The sequence below is a fragment of the Candidatus Neomarinimicrobiota bacterium genome (genome assembly GCA_022560655.1).
Classification (GTDB): domain Bacteria; phylum Fidelibacterota; class Marinisomatia; order SCGC-AAA003-L08; family TS1B11; genus JADFSS01.
Window position 1 is genome coordinate 1 of sequence record JADFSS010000018.1, and the last position, 16933, is coordinate 16933.

The window sequence follows — 16933 nt, forward strand, 5'->3', positions numbered from 1 at the left end:
TGCCAGGGCGATGCTGGCGATGGGCGCGGCAGTGGAATCCACCAGGTAGGCCAGCTTTTCCCGGCTGATTTTCAGCTTGTCAGTGAAGGGCCGCATGGTGTTGCCAACCAGCAGAGTGTTGGAGTAGTCGTCAAAAAAGATGAGCATGCCCATCAGCCAAGTAGCCAGCTGGCCGGTGCGGCGGTTGTTGGCATGTTTGGCCAACGCCTGAACGATACCCTGCGTGCCACCGCTGCGGGATATGATTCCCACCATGCCACCCAAAGTCATGGTGAACAATACAATGCGCATGTGGTCCCGGTCAGTGAGGGCTCGCACCAGATAAGTGTCGGCTGTGCGCAGGAAGCCAAAGAAGGGGTTGTAACCCCCCAATGTCATCGCCGCCCCCAACCAGACGCCGCAAAACAGGGAGAGCACCACCTGCTTGGTAATCAGCGCCAGGGCAATTGCCATCAGCGGCGGCAGGATGCTTACCCAGCCGGGTAGCACCCGCAGTTCGGCGGAACCCTCTCCGGCGGAGGTGACGACGTCCAACCGCCGCTTCCCCAGCCCCACCACGACGACATCACGTACGCTACTCTGACCGTCCCGCTGGGCCACCGGACCGGAATAAAGCAGAGTGCCCTCCAAATAGATGGCCGCAGAATCCACGGCTGGACCGCCCACGGTCATTTCAAATGGCACCCCCTGCAAGACGACGAGGGGCGCCTGAACGGGAAGGCCATCGCCCTCCTCTGCCAACAGGCACCCGGCGAAAAGTAGCGGGAAGACCCAGTATTTGGCTAGATACATAATGAGGGGCAATTTATCAGGCCGATTCCCCCGATGCAAAGAACCTCTCGCTGGAACCACACGGTTGTCCAGAGACAGCATTCAAGCGCGGTGAATTGGTGCGTGATGCAGTACCCCGGTTATGTTTACCTTTAGGAATATGTTCAAACTCCTCGACCGCTACGTTCTCAGCCGCTTCCTGAGCATTCTCTTCGGCGCACTCATCGCCTTTATCACCATCTTCCTGGTCGTGGATGTGGTAGAAAACCTGGACAAGTTTATTGATGCCAAGATGCCTCGTAGTGCCGTGATCGCCTATTACATTTATACCCTCCCCTCGTTTATCAGTATCGCCCTGCCAATGGCCACCCTGCTGGCCACCTTCTTCTCAATGGGCTTGCTGAATAAGCGCAACGAGATTACCGCCATGAAGGCAGCAGGACTAAGTATCCGCAGGATCGGTGCGTCGCTACTGCTGGCAGGGTTGATGATCAGTGCCGGATCGTTCCTCTTCGACGATTTGGTTGTGTCGGAATCGTTGCGCCGGAAATCTGTCGTCCAAAAGCAGTACCTGGCCCGGGATTATCGCCGCAAGCACAAGGACAAGAAGCAGAACTTCTTCAAGCGACGGCCGCCTGCGGGATACATAGCCATTGACCGGTTTGACTTCCGAAATCTGCGGGCTCAAGGAGTGTATCTGCAGCAGTTTGAACAGGGCAGGTTGGTCAGGCGCATGGATATCCAGCAGTTGATCTGGGATGAGGCTGCCCAGCTATGGCGGGGTACCGACTACCGCATCCGGTCCTTTCTGCCGGGGGCTGACACGTCGATATGGACCGACTACCAGCGCGATACGCTGCTCGCCCTAGGCATCAAGCCGGTTGACATTATGAAGGAACTGGTGCCGCCGGAGGAGATGCGCTACGGCGAGCTCAAAGAGTTTATCGAGGAGCTCAAGCGCAGTGGTGACGATCCCACGAGGCGGGAAGTCGTCTTGCATTTTAAGCTGGCTTTCTCCATGACCAGCTTCATCATGGTGCTGTTTGGGCTCCCCCTCAGCGTGGGCCGCTCCCGCTCCAGCCTAGCGTTCGGCGCCGGCATGAGCGTCTTCGTCATCTTCGGCTATTATGTGGCCATCAAGCTGGGTCAGTCCCTGGGCTTCAAAGGCATCCTTGCGCCGCTCCCGTCCGTGTGGCTGCCCAATATCCTGTTTTTGGCGCTCGGATTTATTCTGTTGCGGCGGCTGCGCAGCTGACAAAGTTCTTCGTGCTGCTCAGCGCACGAAAGTAAGGCTAAAGGCCAGGCTGACCCCCTTGGTGGTGTGAATCCACAAACCGTTATGCAACGCCAGGGCGAAGTCAAACTGCAGGATGCCTGTATGCAGGCCAAACCCAACCCCCACCTGCTGCACCCCTGCACCGCTGAAGCGCGCTCCCATCCGGAGGGGAAATCGGGGCGACCGGTCGATTTCGGCACCCAGCGCCAGTTGCCATCCCCGGGATGACCACAGCCGGTCCTGGAAGCCCGTCACCAGATCAGCCGAAATCAGGCCAAAGTTCTCCACCCGCTTGGAGACCCCCAGTCTCAAGAGCGCCGGGTAGTCGGTGACAAAGGGCTTGGGGACAAAGGCGGCCAGTGCCAATGAGTCCAGACTGTCATAGGCCACCAGGCCGGTTTCCGTCTCGAGAACCCCAAAGCTATCGTTCTCAAACAGACTATCCAGGTCCGTCCCCTGCAGAAACGCATCTGCCGTCACGTCTCTGACGCGGTAGGTATAGAGCAGGTACTCATTTGGCCGGAAGCCCAGGGCTTCATGTAGGGCATCGCCAAATAGATCCTTGGTAATGGAGGGCCCTTGCCAGCGGATGGAACCAATGGCGTTGATGAGTGCTATGCCCAGACTGTAGCCGTTGGACTCTTCTGTGGCAAAGCCGATATCGAGACCGAATCCCCCGCCCCCCACGGCACGCCTGAGCAGGTAACGTCCCTCGCCGCTGAAACCGCTGGTGTCGGTGCGGAAATCTCCCGAGCTGATATCGGGGTCCATGCCGACGTAAAACAGCCCTTGAAGGTATTTCAGCGTGACGCCGAAGGCCATTTTTCCGGTGGGAACGGCGAAGCTGAAGCCCCATTCACCCACGCCAATTATTTCTTCGTCGAGACTTAGGTCCAGTTCCTGCCCAACCGGGTTACCCTCCATCAGCAGCTGGAACAGAGCCTTGGGCAGGCCCAGGTTGCCGTAAATGATCAGGTCGCTGGAAAAAGCGGTGGTTCCCCGGGCCCAGTTAAGGCCGGGCAGGGGCATGTGGAGGCTCGTCTTGAGGCGCAGGCCATCGGACGGCAGGCCATCCAGAAACTCCTGCTTATTGAGGAATCTAGCTGAAGTCGAATCGATAAAGTCCGCCCCGTTGACGAGGTTGTAGTTTTCTAGTGAAAGCAGATTGTTTTCCAGCCCAATGGTTAGCCCGGCCAGACTGATGCTGAGGTCCTTCGAGGAATAGGCCAACCGGGCAGGATTAAAACCTACGGCGTGAATCCCCTCGGACAGACTGGTGATGGCCCCGGCCAGGGCTACCGTCCGCGGATCAGGGGCCGGCCCCTGGGCCCAGAGCCGTCCCAGGCAGAGAACGATCAGCAGGCCCCTAGGCCACCCCTCAACCCGCAGCGCCGCCCGCATCATTTGCGCACCCTCTCGGCCTTCGCGCCCCACCGCCGTTTCTCGACCGGTCCTGGCTTCCCCCTGCTCGCTGGCCTGACAGCCACGCGCCCCATGGGAGCAGCCGTCACCTTGACCAGGAACGAGGTGGACACGGGCGCCGTCTTCTGGTCATCGAGCATAACGGTTATCCGGGCTGTCCCCAGGGTATCACCGTGCACCTCCAGCAGCTTAGTCTTAATCTCCAACGAGTCATCCTCAAAAAAGTAAATCCTTCCCACCGATGCAACGCCGGTATGGCTGCTGGTTGCAGACAGGCCAAGCCCGGGATCGGTAATATCAAAAGCGGGATCATCAGGATTTGAGAAAATCGCCCCCAGATCAATGACCACGATGCCGTCAACGGCCACGGAGGTATCGTTTTGAGTGGTGACTCCGACAACGGCGGTATCCGCCTCCTCAATGGAAAATATGTCGCTGGTAAGATTGAAGCCGATGAAGGCCGAAAATTGAATCCAGTCGGTGGACCGAATCGTCCTGACACCGTCCGTGCCGTAGAGAGTGATAAACGTTTTTAGAAATACTCTGCTATCCGAGGCCAGCCAGCCCACCCGCTCGGCGTCCAGGGCAATCACCTGGGTCGTGTCGCCCGGCGTGGTCACCCATCCCAATTCGTTGACTGCTTTGGGCGGCGGCAGCTCCATGTCGAACAGGCGGCCCACCCAGAAAGTGTCCCCCAGCGTTGATATAAACTCAACCCTCTTGGCCACCGTTTCCACGGGATCCAGCGTCGCGCCCGCAACGGGTGATTCCGGGTAAAATACGATTTCATTCACGTTCAGGATGGAATCTGCTGCCAGGACGGCCGAAATGGTGCTGTAAATGGTTGAATCACCGGTGCGGGCCATAGTAGGTATTTCGGCGGCAAGGTCATCGAGGAAGTCCAGGGCCAGGGGGAACAGGGTGCTGTCCGAGGCCAGCATGGAAATTTTCCCCCCCAGGGGGAAGTTGGTTGTCACCCGGGAGGTGAGGGTGGCCGAAATCAGGGCCGTCTTGATCTGCTCCCGGGTGGCTTCATCCATGGGCTCCAGGGGCGTGGGTTCCGTCGGGAGGAACGAGATGTCCTGGGGGATGATAAAGGCGAAGGGAGCGATCAAACCAAACTCGCCCCAGATGCCCTTGCCCGCTTCCACCACACCTTGGCCCCGGACCGTGGCCGCCCCACCCACCTCAATAATATCGGGAGGCAAGTTCAACACATCGACAATGCTGCCATCGGAGTTGGGACTGATTACACTATCCCACGCCATACTTGGGTGCGTTTCACCCTCCGGCAGCCAGTAGGTGCGCACGGACGTGCCATCCAGAATGATGAGTGTGGAGGTGGTGTCACCATTATCCGATGGCGCATTCGGTTTGCTGGGATAGTTGATCGGGGCCTTGATGGGCACCGATACGCTATCACCTTCGAGGCTCCGGCCCACCAGCCGCAGATCGAGTTCCACCGGCAGATCGATCTGGTTGCGCAGCAACATGCTGAGACTGATTCGCCCAAATTTGAAGCCGACGAATCCGGCAGGGATATTCTCTATGGTGGTGCTCACCGCGGGGAATGATATCTGGAAATTCCCCTCGATGCTGGCAAAATGCAGGTCGCCCTGGCCATCTGCCGGGGCGGCGTCCCCGAACTCAATGCCCAGCTGAAAGGTACCCAGTGCCGATCCGTCGAGGGGTATAGCGATATCCGCGGCCACCACCTCGGCCAGCACAATAAACTCGAATGCGTCGATGGCGCCGCTTCCGGCCGGGTTGTGGAAAGTGAAGCCCCCCAGCATTTTGGTGTCGTTCACCGGGGCATCACCGTCGGAAAGGACGAAAGGACCAAACGTCAAACTGTCGCTGAGCTGGGCCGTGGAGGCAAAATTGGGGAAGGTCAGGCTGAATAGGAGGTCAAACGGCAGGGTGTTGCTGAGCCCGGTGAGAGCCACCTCGTTTATCGGTGAGACTACTCCCGAGCGGAGCACGCCGCTGAGAATCGCAACCTCACCGGGCAGTTCCACCGGATTAGGCGGGTCCTGAAGGACCGAGGTCTGGGCCGTGGTGACGGCCAGGCTGTCCACCGTACCGACGCTGACAACAATGTCGATGATTATCTTAGCCGAATCGCCGGCGGAAATAATCACATCCGCTCCCGCCTGAGGAAATTGCATGCTCACCCCGAAACTGATATCGGCCCCTAACCGGGCGCTGGCGAGGTCAGTGGAATCCGCGTAGGTCGTGTTCTTCAGTACGCTGTTGCTCTGGTGAGACACCGAAAGCAGACTACCGGAAGCCATGCTCAGGTCGACGGAATCAATGCTGGTGGGGAAACCGTCGTTTTCGATGCTGGTGACGAATTTGCTTGAAAATGAGGTCGACCCCAGGCGTAGGTAGCGCATGCGCTCGATGAAGGAAATAGACTGGAAGGCGGTTGCGGTATCGATGATCTGGACGGGGCCTGCGCTCTGGCTGATGGCTTCGGAAGCTACCCAATTGTTCCAGTCATCCTGTGGGATAGGAACATCAAATGGCGAAGGAAAAGATACCGCATCAAACGCCGGCAGGTTCGCGGCCCGCAAAATTGAGTCCAGCGCGATGACAATCTGGAAACTTTCCTCCACTGGGGAAAAGAAATCGCTGGCATTGACACCGTCGACAGTCTGGGATATGGTCTGCGAGGTCGCCGAGGCCGGGAGCGCAATTTCCAGAAGGCTGGAGTCGATCCGGGTAGTATCCAGCGCACCGGTAAACTCGATCTGAATCTCCTTCGTGGTGGTATCCTGGGAAATGGTCGTGTCATTGTCTGCGAGCGTTTCCAGGCTATAAGTCCGGTTGATCAGCGGCAGCGTCAGTGAAACATCCCATCTGGGCAGCTCAAACTTCGTCGGCAGCTGAAAATCACAGGCGCCCAGCAGGGCTACAGCGGCCACCGCAAATGTAGCCTGCAACGCTCGCCCGCCAGCGCTGGGCCATAGGTATCGGCGGTGCGCCGCGGGGGATGCTATTGTCCTGGACACGATTCCTTGGGTGGTTAGGCTTACAGTCGGGGAAATCTAGGCAGGATAACCCGGAATCCAAATGATTTCGTGCGGCAGGACCGCTGGGGGTCGGAGGAGCGCTATTTCAGGTACCCGGCCAATTCCTCGGTCTTATCGAGGCGCTCCCAGGTGAAGCCCGGCTCTTCCCTGCCGAAATGCCCGTAGGCGGCGGTCTGCCGGTAAATGGGTTGAAGCAGATCCAGATGCCGGATTATTTCCTTCGGCTTGAGGGGAAACTCATCTTTGATGATCTGGGCAAGTCTGCCGTCATCCAAGGCGCCCGTACCGAAAGAATTGACGCTGACAGAAATAGGCTCGGCCACGCCGATGCTGTAAGCCAGTTGCACCTCGGCCCGCTGTGCCAGACCAGCACTCACCATGTTCTTGGCGATGTACCGCGCCATATAGGTCGCGGAGCGGTCCACCTTGGAGGGGTCCTTGCCGGAAAATGCTCCGCCTCCGTGCCGCGCGTAGCCACCGTAGGTATCTACAATTATTTTGCGGCCTGTCAGGCCCGTATCCGCGTGTGGTCCTCCAAAGACAAAGCGCCCGGTACCGTTAATAATGAACTGCTCCTCAAAAGGCACGCCGCTGTCTACAAGTACCGGGAGAACGACGTGTTCTATCACTTCCTTGGTAATGAACAGATGTTCTGCGGCCAGATCCGGATAGGCATCCGTCATGTCATCGTGCTGGGTGGCCACCACCACCTTGCTTACTTTCACCGGTTTGAAACCATCGTACTCGACCGTCACCTGCGATTTTCCATCAGGCCGCAGCCAGGGCAACGCCTCTGATTTGCGCAATTCCGCCAGCCGGCGGGTGATACGCTGTGCCAGCTGGATGGGCAAGGGCATGAGTTCGCTGGTCTCATCACAGGCGAAGCCGAACATGAGGCCCTGATCGCCGGCGCCCTGTTCGTGGTCGCCCGACTCATCCACGCCTTGCGCTATTTCGGGGCTCTGCTCGTCAATACTGATAAGCACGGCGGCCTTGGTAGCGCTGATGCCGTAGGAGCCTCGAGTATAGCCGATGTCCGTGAGGGTTTGGCGAACAATACTTGGTATGTCCACATACGTCGTGGTGGTGATTTCGCCCGAGACAAGAATCAGACCGGTGGTGGCCAATGTTTCACACGCTACACGGCACTGCCGATCTTTTGCCAGGATGCTATCGAGGATGGCGTCCGATATCTGATCGCACACTTTGTCGGGATGACCTTCAGTAACGGATTCAGAGGTAAAGAGAAAGCTATGGGCCATTTGGGATTCCTATCGCGCTCAAGGGCACATTATTTCGGCGGGGCAAATTACACATAATCAGACAGGAGCAACAGTAATAGGTCATCATGTCAGGGCTGCAGCTCTGGGGCAGCCGGCGCAAGCCCCTTCAGCACATCAGGCCAGCCGGACAAAGGTGGGCCCGGTGACATCTGGCCCAGTAAGCATCAATAGGGTGTCGGCCGCAAGCGGTCCGCCTGGATGACGGACGCAGTAGGCCCAAAAACGGCCCTACTTAGCCTTCTCTACGAACTTGAGCAGGTGAGCATCCAGGTCTGCATCGCCCGGCACGGCAACCATGCCGTCAAGAAATCGCACGGTGCCCTTGGCCGGGTCCTTGATACTTCGGATGACCCTCACCTGCCGTTGGGCGGCTTTCTTGCTTTCCTCTTTTTTGGCTTTGTCGGCAAATGATTTCGGGGCCTTGGCCATGACTATTTTCCCTCCGATTTTGCGCCGCTGTCCGCCGCGGAATAAGATAAGACTGCGTTACCCCCGTGCCGCTTAACTCGGTACATGGCTTCGTCCGCGCACCGGATAAGTGACTTAACGTCCTGGCCATCTCTTGGATACTCGGCCACCCCAATACTGACGGTAACTCTAGCCTCTATATTACCCTCGCGAAACTTAAAATCCGCGATGGAATTCCTGATCCGCTGCATAGTAGAAAGACTGGTTTCGGCGGTGGCATTAATGATAATCACGGTATATTCCTCACCGCCGTAACGACCAGCCACATCGGCCTTACGAATGCAGGTTCGTACCAGCTGGGCCGTCTGAAACAGGACGTAATCGCCGAAAAGATGGCCGTGGGTGTCATTGACGCTCTTGAACTGGTCCAGATCGAGCATCAGGAAGGTCATCGTTTCACCATAACGGGATGCCCGCTCCAGCTCCTCGGCCATGCGCTCAAGGAATGAGCGGCGATTCAGCAGTTGGGTCAAGCCATCTATGGTGGCCATCGAATGCACTTCCTGGTACTTCTGGCACCAGATCAAAGCAGTGCCGTAGACCTGGGCTGTGGCCTTCAAGAGCTCCACGTCCTGAGGCTGATAATCGTCGGACGGCCTGCTTTCCAGGGCCAGCGTTCCCTTAGGGCTGCCAGCCTCCATGATGGGCACACCAATAAATGATTTGAGGACACTCTTGGCAATATCTCCTCTGACGTAGCGCCCCTTAAACCCTGACTTTTGCAGATCTCCCGTCATGATGGCTTTTGCTGACCTGAAAATTTTTCCATGTACCACGCCGGCCAATGAAAATGCAAATCCGGCTTCGTAGCCCTCCTTTAATCCTTCCGTCCATCCAATCTTCAGGCTATCCGCCGAATCGGAAGGCTGTACACATATTGTGAGTCGATCAAATCTCAAAATGCCCCTTATTTCGCGTATCAGGATACTGACCAAGGCTTCCGTTGTGGAAGTTATGTCAATGGAACCGGCGCCGCTCATCAGGTCGGAGAGGAAAGCGTTTTCGGCCTGCGCCAATTCCAACTCCGAGTTCAGAATAAGGTCATGCTGAATTATTCTGGCGGCAAGGTCAAGCATCGTTTCGGCTTGCTTGTGCCGATCTGAACCCCTGGGCAGCTCGAGGATGAGCAGTCCAGCCAGCCTGCCGCTCGAGTACAGTGGCTGGGCCCGCACGGAGGCTCCGGCTCGTAGCCCCCCCTTGGTCATCCATTTTGCTGCCTGCTGATTGGGTAGACTCAATGCGTGCGTTGCTCGCTTGGAACCGCCGGCGGCGGGCAATGCGCTTACAGTTGCCGCCGGCACAGACTTGAGAAACTTATGCCCGCTGCTATTGCTACCTGTGAGGATAAAGCCGCCCTTATTGGCACGCTTGAGGTAGATCCCTGCCCGACACCCGGGCAATGCATTCGACAACAGCGCGAATAGAGTACTCAGGGAATCATTGATTGTGTAATTCCCGTTATGTCGATTGGGATGGGCGGCAGCTATCAAGGGACGAAAATGTCTATGGTACCGGGTGTTATTGGCCGCACTGTGTGGCAGCGAGAGAGGCCGATCTCTCCACGGGCGGACAACGAGCAGTCCGTTAGTTATTTAGAGCAGCAAATTTAAGGAGACGAATCAGGATTAGATAAGCACTATTTGGCTAGCGTCGATCGCCTGTATTGACGTATTTGATCTGGCGCGAAAAATCGCGCCTGGAACTATCGCGCAGGAATGTAGACGAGTCCCCCGGAGCGGTTGTAAGAAAGGGTGTCGTTGGTTGGGTTGAAGTGGGGCGAGTGGGGACAATCAGGGGAGGGGTTGCATGCTGAGCCGAACTTGTGGGGGGAGCAACAATGGGCGCCGATTCCACCGTGAACAGGCTGACAGCGATGATTGCCAGTGCCACACCCGCGGCCGCCAGTCCGCTCACAGACAGAGGCGAAAAGCCCCGAATTCGGGGCTCCGTCAGCTTGCGCCACATTGATTCCGCCCGGTTGCCCTCGGCCCGCACCCGGTGTTGGAGACGGGTCACAAAGTCCGGCGGGAGGGAGGCATGAATGCTGTCAAGGAGTGCGATCTTGATGCCGGTCATTTCGGTCACCAGCTCGGTGCAATCGCTACACCCGGCCAGATGCCCCTTGAATGCCGTCAACTCTGCGTATGACAGTTCAGCATCGAGATATGGTGATATTTTAACGCGAAGCTGGGCGCAATTCATTCAGCGTGAATCCCCTTCCGATTTAAGGTTTGACAGCATTCCCTGAAGTCTCAAGCGGGCCCGGTTGACCCTGGATTTCACGGTACCAAGTGGAATCTTCATAATTTTACTGATCTCTTCGTAGGAAAGTTCCTGCACATCTCTCAAAATAATAACGGTGCGAAAGTGCAGTGGTAGTTTGGCCAGAGCGCGGCGAATCTGCTGCTCAGACTGCCGCCCCTCCACCACGGCACTGGGAGCAGGGTCTCCCGAGGGCAAATCCAGCTCCCGCTCACCAAATCCCAGGGTACTCATGCTGAAGGTGGCCCTGCGCTTGCGCTTGCGCAATTCCGTGCGCGCAAGGTTACCGGCAATGGTGTAGATCCACGTGGAAAACTTCGCGATCTCGCGGTAGGCGTGCCGGTGAGTATAGACCTTCACCAGCGTGTCCTGTACCAGATCCTCCGCCATGGCTGAATCGCCCACAAACCGGTAAATAAAGGTGAATAGCCGGTCCTTGAAGCGGGCAACGATTTCCAGGTAGGCACTCTCATTGCCGTCCTGGAACTGGGCCATCAGTTCCTCGTCATTAAACTGGTGCGCCACTAGCCCGTCTCTCCGCAGATGGCCGCTACCAGGGCGACCAGCACAGGACCCGACTCCACGCTCACCGACTTCAGACGGGCGTCAACCGCCAGGAGACGTCGCATCACCAGGGCGGTATCCTCAGGCCGGTACAGCTTGCCCATGTGAGGCAGCCCCGCCGTCACGGGCTTGTTCAACCCGGTGTAGCTGCCCTCGGCCGTGGTAGCTGACTGCATGAAGAGCAACTGCCCGAAGAGGGTCGCCAGGGAGCTGACGATCCCAGCAGGTTGGGCACCATGCTCCAGCAGGGCGACCAGCAGGCGCAGAGAGGGTTCCATTTCCCGCCTGCTCACAGCCATTTGCAGGTGCCAGAGCTGCGCGGCCTTGTCCGGCGCCACCTGCGCCTCGACCAGCTCCACCGTTACCTCCCCGCCCGCATCCAATTGGCTGAAGATTTTCTCCAACTCGCTGACCACATGCCCCGCTGAGTCTCCGACCAGTTCGACGAGCAGGTCCAAGGCTTCCGGTTGCAGCTGCATACCCTTTGATTTGGCATAATAGTTGGCCCAGGAGCGCAATTTTTCCGGGAAGGGAGGCCGCGTGTCCACGATGGGGATGAGTTTGGACAAGGCCTTCTGCAAACCCTTGGCTGACTGGTGCTCTTCCTTCACCAGCAGGAGACATTTGTCCGGGTGCGGGCTTTTGACATAGGTCAGCAGCTCCTCCCGGGCCTTCCCGGCGATCTGGCTCGTATTGCGAACTACCAGGACCTGCCGCTCCTGGAACAGGCTATAGGCGCTCAGATCGGCCAGGACCGCCTCGGGACCGTCATCGTTCAGGGAGAACACCCGCTTCCTTGCACCGGCGGGCAGGAAACCCTCCACCACCGCGTCGATAAAGAATTCCTGTAAGAATGCATCGCTGCCTGCCAGCAGGTAGGCCGGCTCAATCTCGCCGGCCTGCACCTTGCGCACGCTGTCCTCGTAAGTCACCACGCCCTACTCCGTCGGGACAACGCCGATGGAAGCCGGCTTGCCACGTTCAAGCAAACTGACCACCACATTGACTACCAGCGCAACCAGAAACCCCGGTACCAGGGAGTAGAGCCTGCTGCCCCAGGCGCTGTTGTCCCAGATGATGACCGTAAAGAATCCGGTGAGCATGCCCGCCAGGACTCCGTTGCGGGTGGTCCCGGGCCACCACAGGCTGAGAACCATCGCAGGGCCAAATGCCGCCCCCAGGCCGGCCCAGGCAAACAGCACCTTGCGGAATATGGACTGAGGCAGCTGCGACAGGGCGATGGCGAGCAGCCCAAGAATGATGGTGGCAACCCGGGAAACAAGCATCAGCTGCTTCTGGTCGGCATTGGGATTCAGCGATGCGTGGTACACGTCTTCCGCTACGGCCGAGGTCGTCACCAGCAGCTGGGAGTCGGCGGTGGACATCATGGCGGCCAGGGCGCCGGAAATGATGATACCAACCAGCCACGCCGGCAGCAGGCTTATGGCCAGAGCCGGCATCATCATTTCAGGGTCGTCAAAGTGACCAACCCCAAAATAGGCCAGCGCGGCCAGGCCCATGAGCACGGCGCCGCCGTAGGAAAATATTGACCAGACGATGGCCACGCGCCGCGCCGTAGCAATATCGTCGGTTGAGCGGATGCTCATATAGCGGGCCATGAGATGCGGTTGCCCCAGGTACCCTAGCCCAACGCCAAAGCCGCCCAAAATGCCCGCCGTAAGGGTCCATCCGGTCCGCCCGGCGCTGGGCGTGAGCAGTTGGGGGTTGATGGCCGTAAGCTTGTCCGCCAGCACCCCCCAGCCCCCCAGTTCGGCCACGGTCACCAGTGGCAGCAGCACAAGCGTTCCAATCATGATCCACCCTTGGAAAAAGTCGGTCCAGGCTACGGCAAAAAACCCACCCATAGCGGTGTAAAATACAATAATAAGCGCCGCCGCGATGACGCCTGTGAAATGGCCCCAGCCAAGGGTCTGCTCCAGCGACTTACCGGCCGCGTCAAACTGAGCTGCGATGTAAAATGCGAAGCAAAACGCGATGATGCCGGTGGCCGCGAAACGCATCGTGGTGTCCTGTCCGCGGAACCGGAGTTCAAAAAAGCGCGGAATGGTCAGTGCTCCCAGACGCTCACTCTCTTGCCTGAGCCGCTTGGCCACCAGGAACCAGGCCGCGATGACCCCGGCAACGCCGCCCAGCCCGGTCCACAGCGCAGGTTCGAGTCGGGTCCCTGAAGGGTCGCCCAGACCGGAGGCGTAGGCGAGGCCGGTGAGGCCCAACAGCATCCAGCCGCTCTCGGCAGACGCACGTTCGGAAAAGGCTACTACCCAGGGGCCTAGACGCCGACCGGCCAGGAGATAGTCAGGCAGTGATTTGTTCAGCCTGGCCGTGAGTACGCCCACCGTAAATATGATCAGCAGGTAGACAATAAATCCGATGGCAACTGAACTCATTGACGATGCTCCCCAGGTTGGATGGTGACCCGCACGTGACCTGCTCTGCCGGGACCCGAAATCCTATCCCGATGGTAGTGGATTACAGCCAGAAAATAACCACGATACCCGCAAGGAAGGTATAGCCGGAAAAAAGGTGTAGTTGTTTCCGTTGCAGGAGCCGCATCATCCAGGCAATCATACCGTAACCCACAGCCGCTGATGCCAGGAAGCCCAGCCAGAGTTGCGGCACATTTTGTGGTGGGGTGCCCGCCAGATCCAGCAGCCGGTAGACCCCGGCACCCAGGATGGCGGGGATCGACATGAGAAACGAAAAGCGTGCTGCTCGGCGGCCCCCGAGTCCCAACCACAGTCCGGCCGCAATGGTGATCCCCGACCGCGAGATACCGGGCAGGATGGCCAGCGCCTGCAGCATACCGATGATCAGCGCTGACGCCGAACTCAATTCCCTGTGCTCAGTCCCAGCTGCCCAGCGGGTGGAGGCCAGCACGGCAGTGGTGACCAGCAGCATGACCCCGGTGAAGGCCACGGCGTCAAAGGCGGCCACGATCTTACCTCCCAATGCCAGCGCAACGACCACGGCGGGTACGGTGGCCAGGGCAATTTGCCCCATCTCACGGCGGGCCTCGGCGCCCGCAGCACTGCGCAGGTAGAAGCCCCCCAACCAACGGAGCAGATCGTGGCGGAAGTACACCAGCACGCTTACCAGTGTACCCAGGTGGAGAGTGATTTCCAGCTGCAGACCGGTGGAGGGCAGCTGCAGAAGGTTGCGCGCGATCACCAGGTGGGCCGAGCTGCTCACCGGGAGAAATTCGGTGGCGCCCTGGATGATCCCCAGCAGCAGCGCCGTCAGACGATCCGTGGTCTCACCTCAGGTCGATGAGTAGAAAAAAGCCACCATGCGTCCCGCCGCGGTACCATCCCGGCGGTAGCTGTGGCAGTGCGGATCGCACCGCGTGCACACATCGACACTGGCGATATTCGCCGCCGGGATACCCGCCTCAGCCAGCTGGTGGCACACCGCCGCAACAAGATCGAGCTGGTAGCGCCCACGGCCGGTCTGTCGCCACACTTCCCCGGGGAAGAGCTGCACCACTTCCGCGCCAACCTCATAGCAGCCCATTTCAATCGTGGGACCCACCACCGTTTGCAGCTCCTCCGGGGCTATGCCCCGGGCTTCCAGCAACCCCACGCCTGCCGCCAGCACGCCCGCCGCCATCCCGCGCCAGCCCGCGTGCACCAGCCCCCGATAGCCACTGGGCGCATGGTAGATGTACACCGGTGCGCAATCGGCCACCCGCAGGGTCAGGACAACGAGGGGGTCGTTGGTGAACAGGCCATCGGTGGTCGTATGGGCATGGCCCCCTCTCGCCTCCGCAACTTTTGCGCCGTGGACCTGCTGGGGTACCGCTAAGCGGCTCGGAGCAAGCCCCAGCACGTGGGCCCGCTTCATTCGCAGCTGATCCGGCGGGACCTGAACCTCAAGATCGTTCCTCAGGCTGAGTAGCGCCTCCACGGATGCCGAACCAAAATGAGGCGTCAGCCTGATCCAGGTATCCGCGGTTGCCTGGGATGCAGGCCGTATGGTTTGCTCAGCGATTGCTATTCCACAGTGACGCTTTTGGCCAGATTTCTGGGCTGATCAACATCGCAGCCGCGCAGAACGGCGATGTGGTATGCCAGCAGCTGCAGGGGGAGCACCGTGAGCAGGGGTGATAGCAGTTCATGGGTGCGCGGCAGCTGAATAACGTGGTCGGCGAGCCGTTCCAGTTCGTCATCCAATTCGTTCACCACGGCAATGACCCTGCCGCGCCGCGCCTTGATCTCCTGGATATTGGACAGGACTTTCCGGTAGGTGCTGTCCTGGAGCGCCATGACCACCACCGGCATATTTTCGTCGATCAGGGCGATGGGGCCGTGCTTCATCTCCGCGGCCGGGTAGCCTTCGGCGTGGATGTAAGAGATCTCCTTGAGTTTTAGGGCCCCCTCCAGGGCAATGGGAAACTGAAGGCCACGCCCCAAATAGAGAAAATTATCGCTGGTCTGGTATTCCCGCGCCAGACTCAATATGTCATCCGAAGTAGCCAGGACCTGTTTCACCAGCTCCTGAATTCCGGCCAGCGCCTCGATGATGGCCGCGACGCGCCGGGGCGCTTTGCCCGCCTTCTGTGCCAGCAGCAGGGCAATGAGCATGAGTACGGTCAACTGCGAAGTGAAGGCCTTGGTGGAGGCCACGCCGATCTCCGGCCCGGCATGGATAAACACGCCGCAGTCGGTCTCCCGGGCGATACTGCTGCCTACCGCATTGACGATCCCCAGTGTCAGAGCGCCGGCCTCCTTCGCCCTGCTGATGGCAGCCAGGGTGTCGGCCGTCTCCCCCGACTGGCTGAGGGCTATCACGGTAGATGCCGGGGTGAGTACTGACGGGCGGTAGCGGAACTCACTGGCATACTCAACTTTCGTAGGGATGCCCACGAGCTCCTCCAGTAGATAGCCGCCGATGAGGGCGGCGTGCCAGCTGGTGCCGCACGCCGTCAGGTGGATCAGGTCTGTATCCAGCAACCGACCCTCCCAATCCTGCAGGCCGCCCAGCTTGATCTGTCCACCGGAATAGTCCACCCGGCCCCGCAGAGCATCGGGGATGGTGCTGTGCTGCTCCAGGATTTCCTTCAACATGAAGTGGGGCTGGCCCCCTTTTTCAAGCTGCTCCAGCGTCAGGTCGACCTGTTGCTCGGACTTTTGCACCGGCTCATTGGTGTGGATGCTCACCACTTGATAGTCGCTGGCGGTCACCACGGCCAACTCGTCATCAGCCAAGTAGACCACGTTCCGCGTGTAGGGCACAATGGGGGTGGCATCCGACGCGATGAGCATCTCGCCCTCGCCGATGCCCAGTACCAGGGGGCTGCCCAGCCGCGCAGCTACCAGAATGTCGGGATCATCGCGGCTCATGACGACGATCCCATACGCACCTACCACGTTGGTGAGCGCCAGCCGCACCGCCTCGCTGAAGGAGAGACCGGACTGCCCATAGACATGGCCGATGTAGGCCGCCAGCACCTCAGAATCGGTGTCGCTGGTGAACACCGCACCCTCACCCTCCAGAAACTTCCTGAGGGCGCCGTGATTCTCGATGATGCCGTTATGCACCAGCCCAATTTTTCCGGTGCTGTCGAAATGCGGATGGGCATTGCGGTCGCTGGGCTCGCCGTGGGTGGCCCAGCGGGTATGTCCCATGCCCATGGTTCCGGTGAGATTATCCGGCATGGCAGCCTGCAGGTCGGCCACTTTCCCCCGCCGCTTGAATGTCTGCAGCCCACCGTCCTGGTAGACCGTGACACCCGCCGAGTCGTAGCCCCGGTATTCCAGTCGGTGCAGGCCGTCCATCAGCACTTCGCTGGCCGGGCGGTAACCGTTATAGCCTACGATACCACACATCTGCTC

At 59.2% G+C, this 16933-nt stretch carries 14 protein-coding genes; 1 reads left to right on the forward strand and 13 read right to left on the reverse strand.

Annotation, left to right across the window (positions count from 1 at the left end; genetic code table 11):
* Positions 1 to 792 (reverse strand): Na+/H+ antiporter NhaC family protein (locus tag IH971_04360; protein ID MCH7497069.1); only part of this gene is annotated, 792 nt, incomplete at its 3' end.
* A gap of 121 nt (positions 793 to 913) precedes the next feature.
* Here IH971_04360 and IH971_04365 point away from each other — a divergent pair.
* Positions 914 to 2026, forward strand: coding sequence for an LptF/LptG family permease (locus IH971_04365; protein MCH7497070.1), 1113 nt, complete (start codon positions 914 to 916; stop codon positions 2024 to 2026).
* A gap of 18 nt (positions 2027 to 2044) precedes the next feature.
* Here the strand turns inward: IH971_04365 and IH971_04370 are convergent, their stop codons facing one another.
* From IH971_04370 to glmS, 12 genes are all read right to left on the reverse strand, one after another.
* Positions 2045 to 3451 carry a hypothetical protein gene (locus IH971_04370; protein MCH7497071.1) on the reverse strand — a complete coding sequence of 469 codons (1407 nt, stop codon included), beginning with the start codon at positions 3449 to 3451 and terminating at the stop codon, positions 2045 to 2047.
* Entirely contained in the window at positions 3448 to 6414 is a 2967-nt protein-coding gene (locus tag IH971_04375; protein ID MCH7497072.1) for a hypothetical protein, read from the reverse strand. Before IH971_04375 ends, IH971_04370 begins: the two co-directional genes overlap by 4 nt.
* 170 nt (positions 6415 to 6584) lie before the next feature.
* On the reverse strand, positions 6585 to 7766 hold the full coding sequence (locus IH971_04380; protein ID MCH7497073.1) for a methionine adenosyltransferase: 1182 nt from the start codon (positions 7764 to 7766) through the stop codon (positions 6585 to 6587).
* A 249-nt stretch (positions 7767 to 8015) separates the two neighbouring features.
* Complete coding sequence (locus IH971_04385) at positions 8016 to 8216, reverse strand: hypothetical protein (protein MCH7497074.1); 201 nt, start codon at positions 8214 to 8216, stop codon at positions 8016 to 8018.
* A gap of 2 nt (positions 8217 to 8218) precedes the next feature.
* Positions 8219 to 9331 (reverse strand): sensor domain-containing diguanylate cyclase, encoded by a 1113-nt coding sequence (locus IH971_04390; GenBank protein MCH7497075.1) that lies wholly within the window; start codon positions 9329 to 9331, stop codon positions 8219 to 8221.
* Between the two features lie 568 nt (positions 9332 to 9899).
* On the reverse strand, positions 9900 to 10457 hold the full coding sequence (locus IH971_04395; GenBank protein ID MCH7497076.1) for a zf-HC2 domain-containing protein: 558 nt from the start codon (positions 10455 to 10457) through the stop codon (positions 9900 to 9902).
* Positions 10458 to 11012: a sigma-70 family RNA polymerase sigma factor gene (locus IH971_04400; GenBank protein MCH7497077.1), complete on the reverse strand. Its 555-nt coding sequence runs from the start codon at positions 11010 to 11012 to the stop codon at positions 10458 to 10460. It abuts the gene before it with no gap.
* A 29-nt stretch (positions 11013 to 11041) separates the two neighbouring features.
* A complete protein-coding gene (holA, locus tag IH971_04405; protein ID MCH7497078.1) occupies positions 11042 to 12016 on the reverse strand; it encodes a DNA polymerase III subunit delta in 975 nt (324 codons plus the stop codon).
* 3 nt (positions 12017 to 12019) lie between these two features.
* Entirely contained in the window at positions 12020 to 13489 is a 1470-nt protein-coding gene (locus tag IH971_04410; protein ID MCH7497079.1) for a sodium/proline symporter, read from the reverse strand.
* An 82-nt stretch (positions 13490 to 13571) separates the two neighbouring features.
* Complete coding sequence (locus IH971_04415; protein ID MCH7497080.1) at positions 13572 to 14342, reverse strand: undecaprenyl-diphosphate phosphatase; 771 nt, start codon at positions 14340 to 14342, stop codon at positions 13572 to 13574.
* A gap of 18 nt (positions 14343 to 14360) precedes the next feature.
* Positions 14361 to 14942, reverse strand: a complete 582-nt coding sequence (locus IH971_04420; protein MCH7497081.1) for a polyphenol oxidase family protein — start codon at positions 14940 to 14942, stop codon at positions 14361 to 14363.
* 149 nt (positions 14943 to 15091) lie between these two features.
* Complete coding sequence (gene glmS / locus IH971_04425; protein MCH7497082.1) at positions 15092 to 16927, reverse strand: glutamine--fructose-6-phosphate transaminase (isomerizing); 1836 nt, start codon at positions 16925 to 16927, stop codon at positions 15092 to 15094.
* Between the last annotated feature and the right edge of the window lie 6 nt (positions 16928 to 16933).